The 16,486-nt window shown below is 43.0% G+C and carries 11 protein-coding genes; 7 read left to right on the top strand and 4 right to left on the bottom strand.

What is annotated here, in order from left to right:
* The first annotated feature begins 23 nt into the window (after positions 1 to 23).
* From ACXAFK_RS01120 to ACXAFK_RS01110, 3 genes are all read left to right on the top strand, one after another.
* Entirely contained in the window at positions 24 to 1,400 is a 1,377-nt protein-coding gene (locus tag ACXAFK_RS01120) for an MATE family efflux transporter (protein WP_474956518.1), read from the top strand.
* Between the two features lie 53 nt (positions 1,401 to 1,453).
* The gene (locus ACXAFK_RS01115; RefSeq protein WP_474956517.1) at positions 1,454 to 2,554 is read left to right on the top strand and encodes a lactonase family protein; all 1,101 of its coding nucleotides are present in this window, start codon (positions 1,454 to 1,456) and stop codon (positions 2,552 to 2,554) included.
* 115 nt (positions 2,555 to 2,669) lie between these two features.
* Positions 2,670 to 3,410 (top strand): hypothetical protein, encoded by a 741-nt coding sequence (locus ACXAFK_RS01110; RefSeq protein WP_474956516.1) that lies wholly within the window; start codon positions 2,670 to 2,672, stop codon positions 3,408 to 3,410.
* A 2-nt stretch (positions 3,411 to 3,412) separates the two neighbouring features.
* Here the strand turns inward: ACXAFK_RS01110 and ACXAFK_RS01105 are convergent, their stop codons facing one another.
* The 4 genes from ACXAFK_RS01105 to ACXAFK_RS01090 all read right to left on the bottom strand — a co-directional run bounded on the left by ACXAFK_RS01105 (position 3,413) and on the right by ACXAFK_RS01090 (position 7,833).
* Entirely contained in the window at positions 3,413 to 4,507 is a 1,095-nt protein-coding gene (locus ACXAFK_RS01105) for a TFIIB-type zinc ribbon-containing protein (RefSeq protein WP_474956515.1), read from the bottom strand.
* A 145-nt stretch (positions 4,508 to 4,652) separates the two neighbouring features.
* The gene (locus ACXAFK_RS01100; RefSeq protein WP_474956514.1) at positions 4,653 to 5,792 is read right to left on the bottom strand and encodes an SPFH domain-containing protein; all 1,140 of its coding nucleotides are present in this window, start codon (positions 5,790 to 5,792) and stop codon (positions 4,653 to 4,655) included.
* Positions 5,793 to 5,889: 97 nt separating this feature from the next.
* Positions 5,890 to 6,393: a DinB family protein gene (locus ACXAFK_RS01095; RefSeq protein ID WP_474956513.1), complete on the bottom strand. Its 504-nt coding sequence runs from the start codon at positions 6,391 to 6,393 to the stop codon at positions 5,890 to 5,892.
* 15 nt (positions 6,394 to 6,408) lie between these two features.
* Positions 6,409 to 7,833, bottom strand: a complete 1,425-nt coding sequence (locus ACXAFK_RS01090) for a Gfo/Idh/MocA family protein (protein WP_474956512.1) — start codon at positions 7,831 to 7,833, stop codon at positions 6,409 to 6,411.
* A gap of 200 nt (positions 7,834 to 8,033) precedes the next feature.
* Between ACXAFK_RS01090 and ACXAFK_RS01085 the strand changes: the two genes are divergently transcribed.
* From ACXAFK_RS01085 to ACXAFK_RS01070, 4 genes are all read left to right on the top strand, one after another.
* Positions 8,034 to 11,168 (top strand): VPS10 domain-containing protein, encoded by a 3,135-nt coding sequence (locus tag ACXAFK_RS01085; RefSeq protein ID WP_474956511.1) that lies wholly within the window; start codon positions 8,034 to 8,036, stop codon positions 11,166 to 11,168.
* An 80-nt stretch (positions 11,169 to 11,248) separates the two neighbouring features.
* Complete coding sequence (locus tag ACXAFK_RS01080) at positions 11,249 to 14,374, top strand: VPS10 domain-containing protein (RefSeq protein ID WP_474956510.1); 3,126 nt, start codon at positions 11,249 to 11,251, stop codon at positions 14,372 to 14,374.
* Between the two features lie 18 nt (positions 14,375 to 14,392).
* On the top strand, positions 14,393 to 14,938 hold the full coding sequence (locus ACXAFK_RS01075) for a CopD family protein (protein ID WP_252081078.1): 546 nt from the start codon (positions 14,393 to 14,395) through the stop codon (positions 14,936 to 14,938).
* Between the two features lie 114 nt (positions 14,939 to 15,052).
* The gene (locus ACXAFK_RS01070; protein ID WP_224836434.1) at positions 15,053 to 16,480 is read left to right on the top strand and encodes a sensor histidine kinase; all 1,428 of its coding nucleotides are present in this window, start codon (positions 15,053 to 15,055) and stop codon (positions 16,478 to 16,480) included.
* Positions 16,481 to 16,486 lie beyond the last annotated feature (6 nt).

Genomic DNA, 16,486 nt, shown 5'->3' with positions numbered 1-16,486 from the left:
AATATGTAAAGCTTTAATCCGGCATGGCCAAAATAACCTCAAGCGAACTCGGCGAAGAACCCATCGGAAAATTACTGATCAAACAGGCCGTACCCGCATCGATTGGTATCTTGGTAATGTCCCTGAACGTATTGGTGGACTCCATTTTTGTAGGCAACTGGATAGGCTCCATTGCCATTGCCGCAATCAATGTAGTGTTACCCGTATCCTTCTTTATCGCTGCCTTGGGCATGGCGATTGGTATAGGGGGTTCCAGCATTATTTCGAGGGCACTTGGAGCAAATAACAAGGAAAAGGCCCTTAAAACGTTCGGAAACCAGATTACGTTGACCTTGTTGGTCACTATTTCCATGGTGGCGCTAGGGCTCTATTTTGTGGATAACCTGATTCCAGCTTTTGGCGGTAAAGGTTCCATTTTTGAACCCGCTAAGATTTATTACACTATCATTTTGTACGGAGTGCCCTTCCTTGCACTTTGCATGATGGGAAACACCGTGATACGTGCAGAAGGAAAACCTCGATTTGCCATGATCGCTATGATCATCCCGTCCGTTGGGAACCTCTTGATGGACTATATTTTTATTTATGTGTTCGATTGGGGTATGCATGGGGCCGCTTGGGCCACCACGGTTGGTTATTTACTATGTTTCTTTTACGTGTTTTATTTTTTCCTGTCCAAAAATTCGGAATTAAAAATAGATATTTCCCATTTAGGACTAGATCGACCCATTCTTCGGGAAATTGGCTCGTTGGGTTTTGTGACCTTGGCCAGACAGGCCGTTACCAGCATTACCTATTTGTTGATGAACAATATATTGTTCAACTTGGGAGGAGAGGCGATGGTAGCGGTGTATGCCATTATCGGCAGGATGTTGATGTTTGCCCTGTTCCCCGTTTTTGGCGTAACCCAAGGATTTCTTCCGATAGCTGGGTACAATTATGGCGCCCAAAAATTTGAAAGAGTAAAACAATCCATCTATACGGCAATTAAATATGCAGCCTTGGTAGCAACCCTTGTTTTTGTAGTTCTTATGGTTTTTCCCTCGGAAATCGCCTCATTGTTCCTAAGTAACCGGCCGGAGCTATCTGCCGAAGAACTGGCAACCAACAATTTTGTTTTGGAGCATACGCCTTTGGCCATGCGCTTGGTGTTTGCCGCGACTCCCATTATCGCCATACAGTTAATAGGTGCCGCATATTTTCAGGCAATTGGCAAAGCCATTCCCGCCTTATTGCTCACTTTGACCCGTCAGGGCTTCTTTTTTATCCCGTTGATTTTGGTGTTGCCCAAGTTTATGGGCGAGTTGGGTGTATGGCTCTCATTTTGTATTGCCGATCTGCTATCGACCATTGTAACCGGTATTTTTCTTCAAAAGGAAATCAAGAACGAACTCTCTTAAACCCCTTTATTTTGATTTAGAATGTTTAATTTGGGTGGCCTAACTAAACATCCATGAAAAAAATTATTCTAGCGGGCATAGTTGCTGTTTTAGCAATCGCTTGTGCGAAAAAACCTCAAGAAAAACCCATGTACACCCTGTTTGTTGGAACGTATACCGATGGCGATAGTAAAGGCATCTACACTTACACTTTTGATGCGGATACAGGAGAGCTGTCCAACCAAAAACTGGCGGCGAAGTTGACGAACCCATCCTATTTGGCCATTTCCGGGGACCGACAAAACCTGTATGCGGTCCAAGAAACTGCCAATTTTGATAGTTTGGGCGGGGGTGTTACCGCTTTTAAGTTGAAAGATGATATTTTGGAACTTCAGAACAGCATGGGAACCCAAGGGGCACATCCTTGTCATGTATCACTTTCGGGAGACGGACATTTGGCCGTTGCCAACTATACCGGTGGCAATGTTTCTATTTTTTCACTTAATGAAGATGGCTCCTTGGCCGAGAATCCACAAATCATCGATCATAAACCATTGGACTCCGTTAAAACATCGCATGCGCACATGGCACAGTTTAATACAGATGGACTAATGGTTACCGATTTGGGACTGGATGCGGTAAAACGATACAATCAAAAGGATGGAGAGTTCGTTCCTGCCGAACAGTATTCCTTGCCATTCGAAGATGGGGCTGGCCCTCGTCACTTTACCTTTGGTAAGAATGGTCAAATGTTATATGTCATCAATGAATTGAATAGCACTATTTCCGTTTTTGAAAAAGATGGCGAAGGAAATTATCAGGAAGTTCAGGTGGTATCGACCTTAGCTGCTGATTTTGATGGGGAAAGCTTTTGTGCCGACTTGCATTTGTCTCCGGACGGGAAATTTTTATATGGTTCCAACCGTGGGGAAAACACTATTGTGATTTTTGCTGTGGATAGCGATTCAGGTCAATTGGAATTGGTTGGAAGAGAACCCGTTCAAGGGGATTGGCCGAGAAACTTTTCCATGGACCCAACGGGAGAATTCTTGTTGGTCGCCAATAAGAAGACCAGCAATATTGCTATTTTCAAAAGAGATATGCAAAAAGGTACATTGACCTTTCTGAATGAGACCAAACACCCGAATCCTGTTTGTTTGGTGTTTTTGGATTAACATCAGTACCAATAATCATTGATATATAGGTAGTTATCCAAAAATCCTCACCATTCGTACAAGATTTAAAAGGATTAACTGTCATGATGTGTATTTTTAAAAAAATCACACTATCATGATAACAATCAACCTCAAAACAATGATCAAACCGATTTTGTTTGCCATTGCTCTATTCACCTTTCTACCTTCATTGGCCCAAGTAGACATTATTAGTATTTGTGTCAATAAGGAATATGCTGACAATCCTAGGACCACTTTACGAATCAAGGTGCCATTGGATACGAATAAACGTTTTTTTAAATTGGATATGGACAATTCTGAGATAACAATGATCAAAGATGATATGGGCCACGACTTGCTGAGTACCGGCCAAGGAGTCCTTAAAGAAAGCGCCTATGGTTATGTAAGTTCCGATGAAACCTTTTATGAGCTTAATTTGGAGATAGATGGTGCGCCCCAAAAGGGTGCCACCAGTTTTCAACTGGAAGGGACTTTTTTGATCACCTATGTAGGGGAACTATCGGACGAAAAAGTCTTGGAACTTCCATTCAAAGGTTATATCCAATCCCCGTTACAAACCGAGATGGGTGAAATTACAATCCTTAATGTAGGTAGTGCTACTTTGAACGATGGAACCGAGTTTCATTTATACACGCTTGACACCCAAATTCCTATCAAAGAACTCGAGGTGATGGGCGGTGACGACAGCGAGGAATACAAAAATATGGGGCTGGGTCTGGAAGCAAACAACATCGTCTTTAAAGAGGAGCCGGCAGATGTTAAGATAAAGGTAGAAACCAATTCCATTGAGCGTGAAAAGGTTCCAGTAAGTATTACCGTGAGTCTTGGGTTTTGAAATTATTTTTGGGCTAGGAAGATAATAATACCCACAATAAGTAGACCTAAGAGCACGGTAAAGAAGATTTTCCAAAAACTATACGGACGACTTCCAGAGATGCGGCCATTGTCCCCGTTAATGAAAAAGTTGTACTCTTTTCCATTATATCGGTAAGCACTCACATAGACTGGCAATAGGATATGTTTAAAGGTCTCCTCGGTCAATTTCATGTCCATGGAGGTTACGCGCTGAGTATCTCCGCCAATATCACGCCTGCACCAGGAATCTGCAATATCCCTTGCCACTTCTTTGGAATGCAGGTGGCCATCTTTTAAGGGTATGGTATATTTTTCTGTCACGAACCCAGACAGGAAACCACTATCAAAAGGTTGAAGTTTAGAAAGGTCCCAAGATGAAATTTTTGAGGGAATACGACCTGTTTTTTGGTGGGATGCCTTGATCAAGGTATCGTCCACAAATCCTGAAACTTGTCCAGAAGCAGGGTACCATCTAGTTTTCCGTACCCTTTGGGTCACCATTTTTCCTTTGGAATTGCGTACTCTCTTAGTCTCGTAATAATATTCGCCCCGTTGGCCGGTGTAGGTGGCGAACAGTTGCGCATCAAAGGTCCAGTAGGGCAAGTAGAGACCTTTGGTAAATTGGGGGTCGAGCGCTGCTTTTTTTAAGTTGTTTGGGGCAAACCATAAGCGCTTAACCCAATTTTTGAATATCCCAAAGGACTTTTTCTTATCTATTTGAAACGGGAGTACGGCACCAGGAAGAATCCATTCTTCTTTGTAGGTATCTTCAATAACCAAGGGTTGACCGCAATACACACAATGCAGGGATTTGTAGTTTTCCTCTACGTGCTGATCCGCGCCACAGTTTTTACAATGGAGCATAGAAATTTCCTCACTGTGCTTTTGTGCACCCATTTCTTCAAGAAAAGGATACAGCTCCAATTCCTCGAACCCGTTTTCATCCAAGGCAATGGTCTCCAAATGTCCGCAATATTCGCAGCTTATCTGGGTAGTACCGGGCTTGTATTTAAGCTCTGCGCCACAATTGACACAGGCTTTTTTGAGTTCGGTCTTTTGAATTGTTGGTTCTTCCATGCTTGCTTTTCCGCAGAGGCGGACATCTATATCAATTGAGATAAAATGTCATTTCGAAAGAAGTTGCAAAGTAACGATTGAGAAATCTCATTTTTAAAGTTGGATTTCTCCGTTGCTAGTCCCTTCGAAATGACATTGGATAATGTTATTCCGTTGGTAATGGTGGTGGTGTGTTGCCTCCTAAAAAGGATTTCAGTTCCTCTACTTCTTTCAATGCTGTCCAAGCGGACATACCCTGTTTCCATACCAAACTATCACGGTTAATGGTTCTTGAGGCAAAAAGGGATTGCATCTGTTCAAATGTAACCGGTCCGTGTTGTACTCCGTTGGTGGCATAATAGTACATGGTCTGCGTTGGCATTGGAGGCGGAACAGCTCCAGGAGTTTGCTGTGCAGCTTGTTGTGGGGCAGCTTGCATATTTCCGCCCATCATACCGCCCATTTGTTGGGCCAATACAAATCCCATGCCCATGCCCATTCCTGCTCCAGCGGTTCCGCCCTCGTTTTGGGCAGCGGCCTCGATAGCCTTGGCTGTCTTGAACTTGGTCAATTTGTCCAGGTCAAGTTTGTCGATACGGCTGTACTCGAAGATTTCCTTTTTAAGATCTTCGGGCATGGATACATTTTCAATGTAGAATTTCTCCAAGGAAATACCCACACTCTCAAACTCGGGAGACATCACCTCGCGGCAAGTATCAGAAAGTTCCGTAGTGTTGGCAGCATATAGTTCAATGGGCAAATTGGCTTGGCCAACGGTATTCGTGAACCGTGTAGCAATCAGACTTTTTAAGTGTTCGTTGATTTCGTAATTGGTAAAATTACTGTCGGTTCCTACAATGTCCTTGATAAATTTGCCTGCATCGGAAATTTTGAAGGCATAGGTCCCAAAAGCACGGATTTCCACCAATCCGAAGCGATCATCACTTAATGTAATTGGGCTTTTTGTACCCCATTTTTCATCGGTAAACAAGTGGGTGTTTACAAAGTAAACCTCTGCTTTAAATGGAGAATTGAACCCATATTTCCAACCTTTTAGGGTAGCTAAAATAGGTAGGTTCTGAGTTGTAAGGTCGTAAGTGCCCGGTTCAAAAACATCCGCCAGTTGGCCCTCGTTGATAAAAACTGCCGTTTGTCCTTCCCGGACAATAAGCTTTGCGCCATTCTTTATCTCGTTTTGATAGCGTTCAAATCGATATGCTATGGTGTCATCGGTATAATCGAGCCATTCAACAATATCAATAAACTCATTACTGAGTTTTTCTTTGATCTTTCCAAAAATATCCATGGTAGTGTTTTATTTAGATGATTAATTTATAAAAAAAGGAGAAAGTCTCCGTTAGATTAGTGTAAAATGATGTAAGAATGTTACAATCGGCAATAAATCACGCTTTTAGCGCACTAATCGTTACCAATAACTGTCCCACATGCCTTTGACTGTGCTCGGCCGAATGAAAGATTAAACCGATAATGGTGGTCGGCAATTTTTTTCGCCCCACAAACCTTTCATCTGTTAGTGTAGACTCGGGAATGGTTTTAAAGTAGTCCAGAGCTTCGTTGACCTTTTGCTCAAATTCGGTGATCAATTGTTGCGACGAAGGTGCTTTTTCCCCATTACCTTCGTTTTTTAAAAATTGGAATTGCTCATCCGTGAGTGTCTCCTGTTTTGCATAAGTGAGCAATCGGTCCAATACCCCGGTAAGATGACGGAGATGAAATCCTACAGAAGCCCTGCCGAAGGGTGTGTCCCAGAGTTTTTCTTCTGGAAAATCCAACAAATAGTTCTTTGTTTCCCTGACTGATTGCAACAAAGCGTGGGCAGCGGGCTGTAAAAGTGATGGTACATTTTCTATTGGGCCGCTGAGCCAATATTCCTGGGTGGATGACATATATATTTTTTATGATTAAAAATTCCGGTAATCCCCGGACAGATATTTGTTTGCTTTTTCTTCCTGAAACTGGGCGGTCTCGGCATTCCAATGCAAAGTTTCGCCAGGGAAACGACCTGCAATGGTTCCCAAAAGAATGGTCTCGGTCAATCGGGCAGCATAGTCAAAAGGAGCGGTTGTCTTGTCTTTGCCCAAACAAGCATCTACAAACTGATGATAATGCTTTGGGCCCTCAGTATTATAATTTCGGATGGGCTCACCTAAGTTGTGTTCTTTCGAAACTTTGGTAATTTCCCTTGAAATATCCACGTATTTCCCTTTTCTGAATTTTTTGGGCAATTGCATAAAATGGGGCAGCAATAACCGTCCTTTTTCACCTACAAACATGGCTCCTTGTTCTGGCAATTCATTTTCACCCGCCACTCCGGCATCCAAAGAAATTTTATCTTTTGCGCTTTTAGCAACGGATGCGGTATTCTTTTTCATTTCCATGCCGGGCAATAAAAGGTCTTCGTGCATTGTGGGAGCACCTGGACCATCGTACCATATCCATTTTAGGGATTTACCCGTGTATCTAGTGCCGGGAAATTCATAGGTAACGGTATTGTTTTCTGGAAACCCAAATCCATTGCTCGGACGGCATTCCGTTTTAATGGTTATGGGAACATCCAATTGGAGCGCGTTGTAAGGCGTATCAAAAATATGTACTCCCATATCTCCTAAGGTTCCACAACCATAATCCATTAATTTTCTCCAATTGCCGGGGTGGTACAGATTTTTTTTATAGGGTCGTTTGGTGGAAGTTCCCAACCATAGATTCCAGTCCAATTGATCCGGAATTGGGTCTTGGCCTTGGGGCAATGGTCCATCATACCCCCAATTTTTTGGCGACCATGCATGTACGGTATGCACTTTACCAATAATACCGGACTGAATCAAAAGTGTGGCGAGTTTGTAATCGTAAAAGGAATGCACCTGAATGCCCATTTGCGTGATCAAGCCTTTTTCTTCCGCTACTTTTTTCATCTCCCTGGATTCGGACACGTAGTGGGTCAATGGTTTTTGGCAATATACCGCCTTATCCATTTCCATGGCCAATAACGAAGCCGGTGCATGAGTATGGTCCGGGGTCGATACGATTACCGCATCGATTTCATCCCCCATTTCTTCCAACATCACACGATAATCAAAAAAGACACGTGCGTCGGGGTGCATTTTGTGCGCAGCCGATAGGTTGATGGCATCCACATCGCAAAGGGCAACTACTTCTACAGCGGCATGCGAAGAAATAGCTTTAAGGTCTTCCATACCCATATTACCCACACCAATATGTGCAGTTCTTAGCTTTTCTTTGGCAAACCCTTTTTCCAAAAAGGAAGGAGCCAGCATTATGCCCAAGGCCCCAACACTGCTCTTTTTAATAAACTCTCTTTTGTTCATGGTTGATTCTGGTTATTTTAACCCTTACGCATCCATTCATTTTTCGGTAAAAACAATTTCCCTTTAAAAAAAGTGAACGGAAACACTAAGAAATAAATATGGTTTTGTTTTTTGTAAGGATGGTTAAAGTACAAAATAAAGTGTAATTTTTTTGCGGGTTTTTCACTACATTTAAAGCAGACTAACTCAACACTTTAAAAATGAAGATTTGCTTTTTCAAAATTGGTTTGCTTTTGCTTACCGTATCATTATTTGTTACACCAGTGCATTCCCAGCGCAGAAATAAAAAACAAAGCGCACCGGAATACCCCGAAGAATTGTACTCAAGTTTAGATTACCGATTGATCGGCCCATTTAGAGGAGGTCGTTCCGCAACGGTAACCGGTGTGCCCGGAGAGCCCAACCTATTTTATTTTGGTGCTACCGGAGGAGGTGTATGGAGAACTACGGATGGGGGTCGCTCATGGGAAAATATTTCCGACGGGTATTTTGGCGGAAGTATCGGTGCCGTTTCCGTAGCACAAAGTGACCGAAACGTGATTTATGTTGGAGGTGGAGAAAAAACTGTACGGGGCAATGTTTCTTCAGGATACGGAATATGGAAAACCGAGGATGCAGGTAAAACATGGAAATCGTTGGGTTTGGATAAAAGTCGGCATGTTTCACGTATCAGGATTCACCCTACAGACCACAATATAGTCTACGCGGCCGTAATGGGCAATTTGTACAAACCAACCACCGAAAGAGGTGTTTACAAAAGTACAGATGGTGGTCAATCTTGGAAAAAAGTGCTCTACGCGAACGATATCGCAGGAGCCGTAGATCTTATAGTCGACCCAAACAATCCAAGAATACTTTATGCTTCTACTTGGCGGGTACAGCGTACCCCATATAGCTTGAGCAGCGGTGGAGAAGGGTCTGCTCTTTGGAAAAGTGCCGATAGTGGAGAAACTTGGACCGAAATTTCCAAAAACGAAGGATTTCCATCAGATACTTTGGGTATTATTGGTGTTACGGTTTCCCCTAAGAACAGTAATAGGGTATGGTCCATTGTTGAGAATAAAGATAAAGGAGGATTGTACCGTTCCGAAGATGGCGGAAAAACATGGGCGTTGGTTAACAGCAATAGAAGTTTAAGACAACGGGCATGGTATTACACTAGGGTATATGCAGATACCAACAACGAGGATGTAGTGTATGTATTGAATGTAAATTATCATAAAAGTACCGATGGTGGTAAAACATTTGAATCTTCGAATGCGCCCCACGGTGACCATCACGATCTTTGGATAGCCCCGGAGGATTCAAATAGAATGATTATTGCCGATGATGGTGGTGCCCAGATAAGTTATGATGGCGGTGAAACTTGGAGTACATACCACAACCAGCCAACAGCTCAATTTTATAGGGTTACCACAGATAACGCTTTCCCTTACCGTATTTATGTAGCACAGCAAGATAATTCCACCTTGAGGGTAAATTATAGAAGTGACGATGGGTCCATCGGCGAAGACGATTGGGAATCTACCGCAGGTGGCGAATCCGCTCATATTGCAGTGGATCCAAACAATAATGATATTGTTTATGGAGGGAGTTACGGAGGTTTTTTAACCCGAGTGAACCACGCCAATAAAACAGCAAGGGCGGTAAATGTGTGGCCAGATAACCCTATGGGCTATGGAGCGGAAGGGATGAAATATCGCTTTCAGTGGAACTTTCCAATAATGTTCAGCAAGCATGATCCAAAAAAACTATACACTTTCTCCAACCATGTGCATATGAGCACCAACGAAGGCCAAAGCTGGGAATTGTTGAGCGATGATCTTACCCGTAATGATCCCGATAAATTGGTTTCCAGTGGTGGGCCCATTACCCAGGACAATACAAGTGTAGAATATTATTGTACAATTTTTGCTGCTAACGAAAGCCCATTGACCGAGGGATTGATTTGGGTTGGTAGTGATGATGGACTGATCCACGTTACCAAAAATGGAGGACAGACTTGGGAAAATGTGACACCGCCCAATATGCCGGAGTGGAACATGATCAATAGCATAGAACCTTCTGCTTTTGATGAAGGTACGTGTTACGTTGCCGCCACTCGATACAAACTGGGCGACTTTACCCCCTATCTGTACAAGACCACCGACTATGGAAAAACCTGGACCAAGATTACCAATGGAATAGAAAATGAACACTTTACCCGTGTGGTAAGGGAAGACCCGAAAAGAAAAGGGTTGTTGTATGCCGGTACCGAAACCGGAATGTATATTTCCTTCAACGATGGTCAGAACTGGGAAAAGTTCCAATTGAACCTGCCCATAGTTCCCGTTACCGACCTTACGATCAAGGACGATAACCTGATCGTGGCCACCCAAGGTAGAAGTATTTGGGTGATAGACGACCTTACCGTTTTGCATCAATTGGACAATACTAAGAAGTCTGCAAGCTCCATTTTGTACAAACCAAGAAATAGTTATAGAATCAAGGGAAGAAAGGCCAGAAGACCATCAAAAACCGAAGGAGAAAACCTTGCCAATGGCGTAATTACCCATTTTTATCTGAAGGATTTCTCCGAAAAGGACAGCGTTTCGTTGACCTATACCAAAATGAACGGAGACACCTTGGCCACATACAGCACATTCTCCAAAGAAAGAGGTAAAAAACTAGAAGCTAAAAAAGGAGGGAATACCTTTGTGTGGAATACCCGGGGGAAAGGAGCCGAAAGATTAAAGGGCATGATTCTTTGGTGGGCCAACTTAAGCGGTCCCAAAGCTGTTCCCGGAACTTATAAAGTAAGTTTAAATGTGAACGGCAACGACCAAACGGAGGAATTTACCATTCTTCCAGACCCTAGGGCAGAAGTTTCGGTGGCCGATATGCAAAAGCAGTACGATTTTATCACAGAAGTAAACCAAACTGTGGATAGAGCACATCAATCCATTAAAAAAATAAGGGCCATCAACGAAAAGTTGGACGAGTTCATCAAAAAATATAAGGATGATGAGGCTACCAAAGCATTGGTGGAAAAAGCCAAAAAGATGAAGGAGGAATTTGGTGCCATTGAAAAAGAACTGTATCAGACCAAAAACAGAAGTAATCAAGATCCATTGAACTTCCCGATAAAGCTTACCAACAAACTGGCACATTTGAACAGTTTGGTTTCAATCGACGATTTCCCTCCAACAGATCAGGATATCGCTGTAAAAAATGAACTGTCTGCACAAATTACAAAGCAGTTGGAGGCTTTTGATAAACTTGTGGACCAAGAAATTGGAGCATTCAATAATGAATTCAATCAACTCAAATTGGATTATTTGAGCATTGAGGAATAATACACCAAAGCCCCTACGTAAAACATAGGGGCTTTTCTTTTTTTAGACTACCATACTTCTTAAACAAACCAGCATTTACCATGAAAAAAGGACTTCTTTTTCTGTTATGCAGCGTTTTTGGGACGCTAGCATTCGCCCAGACCGCCAACGATTATTTTGAACCCATGAAATTTAGGAACATCGGCCCATTTCGTGGTGGTCGGTCTGTTACCGCTAGCGGTGTAGTTGGAGACCCACTTACCTATTATATGGGAACCACTGGTGGAGGATTGTGGAAAACCAGTAATGCCGGCGGCAAATGGGAAAACATTTCCGATGGTTATTTTGAAATGGGCTCCGTGGGAGCAGTTTCGGTTTCCCGATCCAATCCCAATATTGTGTACTGTGGGATGGGAGAACACGCTCCAAGGGGGGTAATGACTTCTTATGGAGACGGTGTATATAGGTCCAACGATGCTGGAAAAACATGGGTAAAGCTCGGCCTGGAAAAAACTCAACATATTTCGCGGATAATAATTCATCCTACAAACCCTGAAATTGTATATGTTGCCGCACAAGGGGCATTATATGCCCCCAACCCGGAAAGAGGGGTTTACCGTTCTATGGATGGCGGAAAAACATGGGAGAAAATCCTTTATGTAAACGAAGGTACGGGAGCTGCCGAACTTTCAATGGACGCAAACAACCCAATGATTCTGTATGCGGCTATGTGGGAACACCAGCGTAAACCCAATATCGTAATCAGCGGTGGACCGGGCAGTGGTCTCTACAAAAGCACCGATGGAGGAAATACTTGGCAAGAGATGACCAAAGGCCTGCCAGAAGAAAAAGGCAAAATGGCCATTAGCGTAAGTCCTGTAAATTCTGAAAAGGTATATGCTTTGATCGAGAGCGATTCCAATCAAGATAAAGGCGGTTTGTTTGTATCGAACAATGCAGGGGAGAGCTGGCATATGGTGAGCGGTGATAACAGATTGGTGCAACGCGCCTGGTACTATATTGAGGTCTTTGCCGATCCCAACAACGAAAATACCGTATATGTGTTAAGTGCACCTATGCTACGTTCCGAAGATGGTGGGAAAACTTGGGAGACTATCTCTGTGCCCCATGGCGACACCCATGATCTGTGGTTCAACCCCGATAATTCCAAAAATATGGTGATGGCCAACGATGGAGGTGCGGCCATAACTTTTAACTACGGAAAGGATTGGTCCACATTGGACAATATGCCCACGGCTCAATTCTATCGAATCAATACGGACAACCTATTCCCCTACAACATTTATGGAGGACAACAGGACAATACCTCGGTAAAAATTGCAAGTCTTTCGTTGGGCAGATGGAGCATCAACCAAGAAGATTGGCATTATTCCGCAGGAGGCGAAAGTGCATTTTTGGCCTTTGATCCCGACGATCCGAGGTATGTGATGGGAGGAAGTTATTTAGGCACAATAGAGTTGTTGGACATGGAAACCAAAATGTCCAGCAAGGTTATGGCGGCCCCAATTCAATACTTGGGTAGGGATGCCCGCGACATGAAATACTTGTACAATTGGAATGCACCGATCATATGGTCCAAACACGAGCCGGGAACATTTTATCATGGAGCACAATTGGTACTGAGAACACGGGATAATGGCGTAACTTGGGAAGAAATTTCACCAGACCTTACCAGAGACCAAGATGCACTCCAAGGAAAAGGAGGAGGTCCATACACCAACGAAGCAGTAGGCGCTGAAAACTATGGAACCTTGGCCTATATTATTGAATCGCCACATGAAAAGGGCGTTTTACTTACAGGAAGTGATGACGGTTTTGTACATATTACCAAAAATGGCGGAGAGACTTGGCAAAATATAACCCCAAAGGGGTTAAAGGAATGTTTGGTCAACGCCATCGAAGTATCCCCACACAATCCTGGTACTATTTATATTGCCACGACCCGCTACAAGTTCAACGATTACACCCCCGCCCTGTACAAAAGCACCGATTACGGAAAAAACTGGACAAACATCAGCAATGGCATACCATATGGAGCATTTACCCGAGTGGTCCGTGAGGATTTGGAACAAAAAGGACTATTATATGCCGGCACCGAAAAAGGATTGTATGTTTCTTGGAACGATGGTAAAAAGTGGGAGCCCTTGCAATTGAATCTGCCCAAGACACCCATCACCGATTTAAAAGTGCACCGAGGGGACTTAATCGTGGCCACATCGGGCAGAAGCTTTTGGATCTTGGATAATATTACTACCCTGTCGCAATACAATGGCAGTCCACAAAGTCTGGGGCTTTACCAACCAGAAGAGGCCATTTTTGGCTCTTGGGGCAGTCCCATGAACAGTAATTCTAAAAGTTTGAGCGGTACCAACCCTTTTGAGGGGGTAAACCCAGCTAATGGAATGGTAATCTATTACCATCTCCCAAAACAAATGGATTCATCCGAAGTAACTATGGAAATTACGAACACACAAGGGAAAGTGGTACGGAGTTTTACATCAAAAAAAGACCCTGGTTATATTCCCCATAATGGTGGGGGTGCCCCGCCTGCTCCGGTTCTGGGGACCGATAAAGGCTTGAACCGTTTTGTGTGGGATTTAAAAACACCAATAGTTCCGAGTGTCCCGGGCGTTTATATCGAAGCCAATTTTACCGGCCATAAAGTGCCTCCGGGGGAGTACACCATCAAACTTAAGGCAGGAGATGAAGTGGTTACCGTGCAAGGAACGGTAATCCTAACACCAGGAACAAACATAAGCAAGGAACGTTTTGCGGAATACGATGCGATCATGAACGATTTTGAGGCCAATGTAACCGAGATGCACAATAGAGTGAACCAGCTAAAAAAAGTACAAGGTCAATTGGGAGCACTGATCAAGGATATGGACAATGAAGGGTTAAAACAAGAAGGGCAAGCCTTGTTGGACAAACTTAGGTCCTGGGACCAGGAAATGGTGCAACGTAAATCCCAAGCGTATGACGATGTGGAGAATTTTCCCAACAAGTTTACTGCAGAGTATCTTTTTGTGATGAACCAAAGCAACAGTGAACTGCCACAGATCAATCAACCATCAAAAGATAGAAAAGCAGAGTTGGATGCCCAATGGATCGGATTAAAACAACGGGCAGAAACTTTAATACAAACAGAAATCCCTAATTTTAACACCAAACTTTGGGAGAATGGCATTGGTGCCATTCAGCTGTAAAATTAAAACGTAGATCTTTTGCTGTATCCTTATATAAAATCGTTGCACCTCATATTTGTGGTAACTTGGTTTGCCGGGCTTTTTTATATTCCAAGGCTTTTTATTTATCATATTGAGGCTTGGCAAAAACCGTCACCGGATAAGGAAATTTTATCCGAACAGTTAAAATTAATGACCAAAAGGTTGTGGTACATCATCACATGGCCCTCTGCAATTATTTGCACGCTTACGGCCATTTGGCTCTTAATTTTAATGCCGGCATGGCTACAACAACCTTGGATGCATGTAAAACTTGCCTTTGTGGCCTTGCTTTTTGGGTATCATTTTAAGTGTCATCAAATATTTAAACAGTTGCAACACGATGAAGTAAAGTACACCTCAAAGTTTATGCGTATCTGGAACGAAGTGGCGACCCTTATTCTCTTTGCGGTCGTTTTTTTGGTAGTCTTAAAAAGCGCCTTCAATTGGATTTACGGTATTGTGGGCATGTTTTTATTGATGATATTGTTGATGTTGGGAATACGATGGTACAAGAAAGTGCGGGAAAGAAACCCCAATGCCTAAACGTAAAACTGCCGTGGATATATCTCGACTTGGCTCGATAATTGCGTAAATTTATCATTAAATCAAGCGAGCTTGTTTAGAAAACTATCCTTACGATCACGTATTTTCTTTGCCATGATCACCTTGGTAGTGGTTGCCTCTGTACTTATAGCCGGGGTTACGGTTTACCAATATAAGGAACAAGGGGACGATTACCATAACGAAAGATTGGAACGTAAGGAGGAGCAATTGATCAAAAGTATCAATTACACATTAAAAGAGACCACCTACCCGGTTACTACCGAAAATCTTCATCTTATTTTTAGTGAGGACATTTACAAGATAGCCAACATTCAAAACGTAAATTTCAATATATACGATCTGGAAGGCAATCTGGTCAAAAACTCAAGGCCCAGTTTTGATTCGAACACATTTGCAACGTGCTTGGATGCCGAGATACTTAATTTTTTAAGAGGAAGTGGAGAAACACGGTTTGTTGAGGAAAAAAGAGCTGCAGGGGATAACTATCAATCCACCTACACCTATATCCACGACCTAAAATTTAAGCCCATTGGTATTTTGCACTTACCTTATTTTGAGGATAACACCTTCAATAATATGGAATTGAAGGAATTTCTTTTCAGGTTGGGAATGGTATATGTGTTAATGTTGATTGCGGCCATAATTCTTGCCTATTTCATATCAAAATACATTACACGGTCCTTGCAGGCGATATCCGATAAAATGAACCGGACCAATCTTACCCAGGAAAATGAAAAAATCTATTTAGATCGTCCGGGCGAAGAAATAGAAAAATTGGTGGATTCGTACAACCGAATGATCGATGAGCTTGAGGAAAGTGCCGTAAAATTGGCTCGGAGCGAGCGGGAACAGGCATGGCGGGAAATGGCCAAACAGGTAGCGCACGAGATAAAAAACCCATTAACACCCTTGCGCCTTACCGTACAGAGTTTTGAACGCAAATTTGACCCCAACGACCCAGACATCCACGAAAAACTGAAAGAGTTTTCCAAAACGTTGATCCAGCAGATAGATACCATGAGCAATATCGCCACGGCATTCTCCAGTTTTGCAGATATGCCGGCCCAACAGAACGAAACCTTGAACGTGGTAAAAGTTGTGAAGCTGGCCTTGGAGATCTTTAACGAGGATTATATTCATTTTATAGCGGACGAAGAGGAAATCGTTGCCAAACTGGATAGAACACAGCTGATCAGGGTAATTACCAATTTGGTGAAAAATGCCATACAGGCAGTACCCGGGGTAGACTCCCCACGAATATTGGTGACCGTTGCAACTGATGGTCCCGAAGTAAAAATTTCGGTGGCGGACAACGGCATAGGCATATCGGAAGAATTTAAGCACAAGATCTATGAGCCAAAGTTCACTACAAAGTCAAGCGGAACAGGTTTGGGCCTGGGAATGGTAAAGAACATTGTGGAAAACTATGGCGGAACCATTACCTTTACTTCTCAAGTAGGCAAGGGGACAGTTTTTTGTGTAAGGTTCCCAAAAGAGCAAAGTACAGAACGGAAAAATTAATAGACC

The organism is Flagellimonas sp. ABD4_174, assembly GCF_056160185.1.
The sequence above is the reverse complement of the archived record's forward strand: the minus strand, read 5'-3'. Positions and strand labels throughout refer to the sequence as shown.

Excerpts from the sequence above, each read along its gene's own strand:
- ACXAFK_RS01120 (WP_474956518.1), top strand. The coding sequence starts at position 24 with ATGGCCAAAATAACCTCAAGCGAACTCGGCGAAGAACCCATCGGAAAA.
- ACXAFK_RS01115 (WP_474956517.1), top strand. The coding sequence starts at position 1,454 with ATGAAAAAAATTATTCTAGCGGGCATAGTTGCTGTTTTAGCAATCGCT.
- ACXAFK_RS01110 (WP_474956516.1), top strand. The coding sequence starts at position 2,670 with ATGATAACAATCAACCTCAAAACAATGATCAAACCGATTTTGTTTGCC.
- ACXAFK_RS01105 (WP_474956515.1), bottom strand. The coding sequence starts at position 4,507 with ATGGAAGAACCAACAATTCAAAAGACCGAACTCAAAAAAGCCTGTGTC.
- ACXAFK_RS01100 (WP_474956514.1), bottom strand. The coding sequence starts at position 5,792 with ATGGATATTTTTGGAAAGATCAAAGAAAAACTCAGTAATGAGTTTATT.
- ACXAFK_RS01095 (WP_474956513.1), bottom strand. The coding sequence starts at position 6,393 with ATGTCATCCACCCAGGAATATTGGCTCAGCGGCCCAATAGAAAATGTA.
- ACXAFK_RS01090 (WP_474956512.1), bottom strand. The coding sequence starts at position 7,833 with ATGAACAAAAGAGAGTTTATTAAAAAGAGCAGTGTTGGGGCCTTGGGC.
- ACXAFK_RS01085 (WP_474956511.1), top strand. The coding sequence starts at position 8,034 with ATGAAGATTTGCTTTTTCAAAATTGGTTTGCTTTTGCTTACCGTATCA.
- ACXAFK_RS01080 (WP_474956510.1), top strand. The coding sequence starts at position 11,249 with ATGAAAAAAGGACTTCTTTTTCTGTTATGCAGCGTTTTTGGGACGCTA.
- ACXAFK_RS01070 (WP_224836434.1), top strand. The coding sequence starts at position 15,053 with ATGATCACCTTGGTAGTGGTTGCCTCTGTACTTATAGCCGGGGTTACG.